Below are 4,572 nucleotides of genomic sequence, written 5' to 3' on the forward strand. Positions count from 1 at the left end.
GCGCCGCCCAGTACGGGCCCGACTACAGGCCCCAGCAGCGCCGGCATGGTGACGATAGACAGCGCCCCCACCAGCTCTCGTTTGGGCGTGGTGCGCAGCAGCACCAGCCGCCCCACCGGCATCAGGGTGGCGCCAGCGGCCCCCTGAATGAACCGTGCGGCGATCAGCTGCCACAGGGTCTCGGAGAACCCGCAGGCCATCGCGCCTACGGCGTAAAGCACGATGGAACTCATGAACACGCGCCGCGCCCCGAACCGGTCCGCGAGCCACCCGCTGAGCGGCAGGAAGATCGCCGCCGACAGCAGATAGACCGTGATGGCGATGTTGAGTCTGAGCGGCTCGGCCCCGAAGGTCTTCGCCATGGCCGGCAGCGCATTGGCGATCACCGTGGCGTTCAGAGTCTGCATCAGCAGCGCCGAACCAATGATGGCTGGCACCAGCCAGTCTCGGGTGGCTGGGCGGCTACCGTCGGGGGGCTCGACCTCGCTCATGGCTTGGGGCCTAACAGGCAGGGGCGGGCGGAAGCAACCATGCGGTTCCGCCCCATGAGCTTCTGTGCAGGCCCGGCTCCGTCAGGATCCGGGTACCATCCGAAAAAACGAACGTGTCCGTGAGACCCTCGGGTCCCGACCGTGGAAATCAAGCCACGGCAGCCCCGGCCGTCAGCATGGCCTCGATTGCTGCCTCGCCGTAGCCTAGCTCGGCCAGCACTTCGCGGGTGTGTTCGCCCAGTTTTGGCGCGCGCGGGCGAACTGTGGCGTCTGCGCCGGGGAATCGGGCCGGGGCGGCGGGGGAGCGGAAGGTTCCGCCCTGGCCGTCCTCGACGTCGATGAAAGCGCCGGCGGCGGCGGCCTGGGGGTCAGCGGCGACGTCGGCCGGGGTCTGGACGGCGGACCAGACAAGGTCGGCCTCGTCGAGCCGGCGTGCGATCTCGTCAAAGGGCAGGGCGGAGAAGGCGGCGTCGAACGCTTCGGTGAGCGGTCGGGCGTTTTCGCGCCGCGCCTTGCCGGTGGCGAAGCGCTCGTCGGTCACCAGATCCGGGCAGCCGGCGACGGCGCAGAACTTTTCCCAGCCGCCACTGGAGCCGCGGGGATTGTGGATGAACCAGCGGTCGTCTGAGCTCCTGTAGAAGTTGGACATGGCGTTGACGGGATTGTTGCGGGGGCGGTTCGAGGCCAGGCGGCCGAATTTCAGCTGGACCGCGAGGTCGGAGCTGACGGTCCAGATGCCGGTGCCCAGCAGCGACGTCTGCACCAGTCGCCCGACCCCGGTCTTTTCCCGCTCGTAAAGGGCGGCCAGGATCGCCGAAACGGTGGCCAGCGAGGTGGTGTGATCGCCGAAACCCGTGCGCAGCATGAAGGGTTCCGTCCCCTTGGGCGCCATCATATTGGCCACGCCAGCGCGGGCCCAGAAGGCGGTGACGTCGAAGCCGGGCTTGTGCGCTTCCGGACCCTCGAGGCCATAGCCGGTTATCACGGCGTAGACGAGGCGCGCATTGGCGGCGCGCAAGGTGGCATCGTCGAGGCCATAGCGCTTCAGGGATACGGGCCGCACATTGGTGAGGAACACGTCCGCGCCTTCAGCCAGCTTCGCGAGCGCCTCGCGGCCTTCCGGTTGGGTGATATCCAGGACGATCCCCCGCTTGCCGCGGTTATCCAGGTCGAAGATCGGGTTGGCGCCCAGATCGCTCTTCAGGTCACCGAACACATGGCGCATGGAATCGCCGCCAGGCCGCTCCACCTTGATCACTTCGGCCCCCCAGTCGCCAAGGATGCATGCCGCGCCGGGACCGGCGATGTAGGCGGAAAAATCGATGACCTTGAGACCCTTGAGCAGCACGCCTTCACTCCTGTTTTGGCCAGTCTAGCGGCATGGCAATCTTTCGTTAAGGCGCCACCGGCACTGTTGACCGTCGGGACTCCGGTTCCGCCTTGGGCAGGGGATGGGTCGTCGATGGCGATGACGCGATCAGCGCTGACGGATGAGGATATCCGGACGCTGGTGAAAGGCGCCACGCCGGACGAGCGCGCCCGCGCCGCGCGCAAGCTCTGCGTCACCATCGAGCGGCAGCCCCTGAGCGACGACGATCGCGCGCTGGCGGCGGATATCCTGCGGGTAATGGCGGCGGATGCGGCCGAACTGGTGCGCGCGGCCATTTCCGAGACACTCAGGTCTTCTCCGGTCGTGCCGCGCGACGTGGCCATGCGACTGGCGCGGGACGTGGAGGCGGTCTCCCTGCCGATGCTGATGTTTTCGCCGGCGTTCACGGACGATGATCTGGCCGATATCGTGCGGCTGGGCGGTCCGGTGCGACAGCTCGCGGTGGCCAAACGCCCGATCCTGTCGCGCGTAGTCACCGACAGCGTGGCCGAGCATGGCGGCGAGCGCGCCGTGGCGGCGGCCTGCGCCAATCCCGGAGCGGATTTCGCCGCCTCGGCGCTTGGCCGGGTGATCGACCGGTTTGCGGCCTCGGAACAGGTGCTTGCCGCTGTGGCCTACCGCGCGGTACTGCCGCTTTCCATTACAGAACGACTGGTGACACTGGTGTCGGATCAGGTGCGTACGCATCTGGTCGCTCATCACTCAGTCAGCGCCGCCCAGGCGCTGGAACTCGCCACAGGCGCGGCCGAGCGTCTGACGGTTGATCTGGTCGATCAGGCTGGACGCACGGCGGACGTCAAGGCGTTCGTCGGGCATCTGCACACCCAGCGGCGACTTACCGCGTCGTTGTTGCTACGCGGCTTGGCCCACGGACACATGACGTTCTTCGAGTGGGGCGTGGCTGAACTGGCCGGTATCCCGCATCACCGCACCTGGCTGATGATCCATGATGCCGGGCCTCTGGGCCTTCGCGCCATCTATGAGAGGGCGGGATTGCCGGCCCGTCTGTTCCCTGCCTTCCGCGCCGCAGTCGATACCTTTCACGCCATGGAGTTCGACGGTGGCGCACAGGATCAGGCGCGGTTCCAGCAGCGGATGCTGGAGCGTTTCCTGACCCAGCCCGAATCCGTGGCCCGTGAGGACGTCGACTATCTGTTGCAGCGTATGAGCGAGGGTGCGCTGGCGATGCGTGAGGTGGAACTCGTCGCCTGAGGCGCTTGCCTCTTGCGGAACCAGGTTCCAAGCTGGCGACCATGAGCACGACTCCCCAGCCCGCTGAAACCAAGCTGTCAGCCACCATCCTGCTGCTGCGCGATGCGCCAGCCTTCGAAGTGTTGATGGTCAAGCGCCATCATCAGATCGACTTCGCCTCTGGCGCGCTCGTGTTTCCAGGCGGCAAGATGCACGCTGGCGATCAGGATCCCGCCTGGTCTGACCATTGTCTCGGATGGGACGCTTTTGATGACGAGCAGCGGGTGCTCCGCATCGGAGCGATTCGCGAGGCGTTCGAGGAGGCGGGCATCCTGCTGGCGGATCGGCGGGACGGGTCGACCTTCGGCGAGGCCTGCGACCTTTCGGTACGCGAGGCGGTTGATCGCGGCGAGACGGCGTTTCTCGATGTGGTGCGGGACCTGGGGGTGCAACTACGTCTGGACGCCCTGACCGTGTTTGCACGCTGGATCACCCCGGTGATGATGCCGAAACGTTTCGACACGTGGTTCTATGCGGTGCGCGCGCCATCCGATCAGGTGGCGGCTTGCGACGGGCGCGAGACGGTAGATGCGGAGTGGATCGCACCTGCGGAGATCCTGCGCATGGAGGCGGCCGGCGAACGCACCGTGATCTTCCCGACGCGGATGAATGTACAGCTTCTGGCAGAAGCGCGCGACGCGGCCGACTGCGTGGCCCGGGCCGAGGCCCGGACGCTGGTCACGGTTCTGCCCCAGGTGGAGGTTCGCGGCGAGTCCCGTTTTCTGGTGCTGCCGCCGGATGCCGGCTACGGCGACGTCGCCGAGCCGATGTCGCGTATCGGAGGCTGAGGAATCAGGCGCCGAGCTTCTGGATCCGGCTTTCCAGTTCCTTGACGAGAATACTGCCTACCGGATGCTCGTCGGTCTTGATGCCGTCGCGGACAGCGGCCTTGATAGCATCGATGTGAGCATCGATCAGGCCCATCGGCGCTTCCAGGCGCTTGGATTTGTCGTCGATCAGGCGACAAAGCAGCCCTGCAATCCGGGTGATAAGCGGAAATCCATAGGTGGCGCCCAGACCCTTCAGGTCGTGGGCGCGCAGGTAGAGAGATTCCATGTTCTCGAGGCTGGGTCCCTCGCTGCGAATGGTTGCGCGTACACGCTCCAGCTTGGCGATTTCGTCGTTGAGCCACTGGGCGAAGTTGCCGGACAGGCTCTTCAGCGCGGCTTCTGCCTTGGCGATAGCGGCCGGGTCGATGCCCCCCATCCGTCCTGAACCGACGCGCATACGCAAGGCGTTGGGGGCCTGGATGGTTTGACCAAACTTGGGCTGGCTCAAGGCGCTCTCCTACGGATAACGCCGTAACCATAGGGCGAACCCGTTAATGAGCCGCGAAAGACGGGAGATCAGGCAGAAAACTGCTCGGCCAGCACTCGCTCACCAAGGCTGCGGCCAGCGTCGAACAGCATGCAGACAGCAACTTCGCGGTCTTCGGCGATG

Annotated in this window: 5 protein-coding genes; 2 read left to right on the forward strand and 3 right to left on the reverse strand. The window is 66.1% G+C overall.

Going from position 1 to position 4,572, the window contains the following annotated elements:
* Together ACIQ42_RS16215 and ACIQ42_RS16220 are read right to left on the reverse strand one after the other, a co-directional pair.
* Positions 1–491 (reverse strand): MFS transporter (locus ACIQ42_RS16215; protein WP_397423283.1); only part of this gene is annotated, 491 nt, incomplete at its 3' end.
* Positions 492–639: 148 nt separating this feature from the next.
* Positions 640–1,839, reverse strand: coding sequence for a CaiB/BaiF CoA transferase family protein (locus ACIQ42_RS16220; RefSeq protein ID WP_397423284.1), 1,200 nt, complete (start codon positions 1,837–1,839; stop codon positions 640–642).
* Between the two features lie 114 nt (positions 1,840–1,953).
* On the opposite strand from ACIQ42_RS16220, the gene ACIQ42_RS16225 reads away from it, so the two are divergent.
* Together ACIQ42_RS16225 and ACIQ42_RS16230 are read left to right on the forward strand one after the other, a co-directional pair.
* Complete coding sequence (locus ACIQ42_RS16225; RefSeq protein WP_397423285.1) at positions 1,954–3,093, forward strand: DUF2336 domain-containing protein; 1,140 nt, start codon at positions 1,954–1,956, stop codon at positions 3,091–3,093.
* 41 nt (positions 3,094–3,134) lie between these two features.
* Positions 3,135–3,920, forward strand: coding sequence for an NUDIX hydrolase (locus ACIQ42_RS16230; protein WP_397423286.1), 786 nt, complete (start codon positions 3,135–3,137; stop codon positions 3,918–3,920).
* 4 nt (positions 3,921–3,924) lie between these two features.
* On the opposite strand, the gene ACIQ42_RS16235 is transcribed toward ACIQ42_RS16230, so the two are convergent.
* Positions 3,925–4,410, reverse strand: a complete 486-nt coding sequence (locus ACIQ42_RS16235) for an Hpt domain-containing protein (RefSeq protein WP_397423287.1) — start codon at positions 4,408–4,410, stop codon at positions 3,925–3,927.
* Between the last annotated feature and the right edge of the window lie 162 nt (positions 4,411–4,572).

It is taken from the genome of Phenylobacterium sp. (assembly GCF_044372605.1).
Classification (GTDB): domain Bacteria; phylum Pseudomonadota; class Alphaproteobacteria; order Caulobacterales; family Caulobacteraceae; genus Phenylobacterium.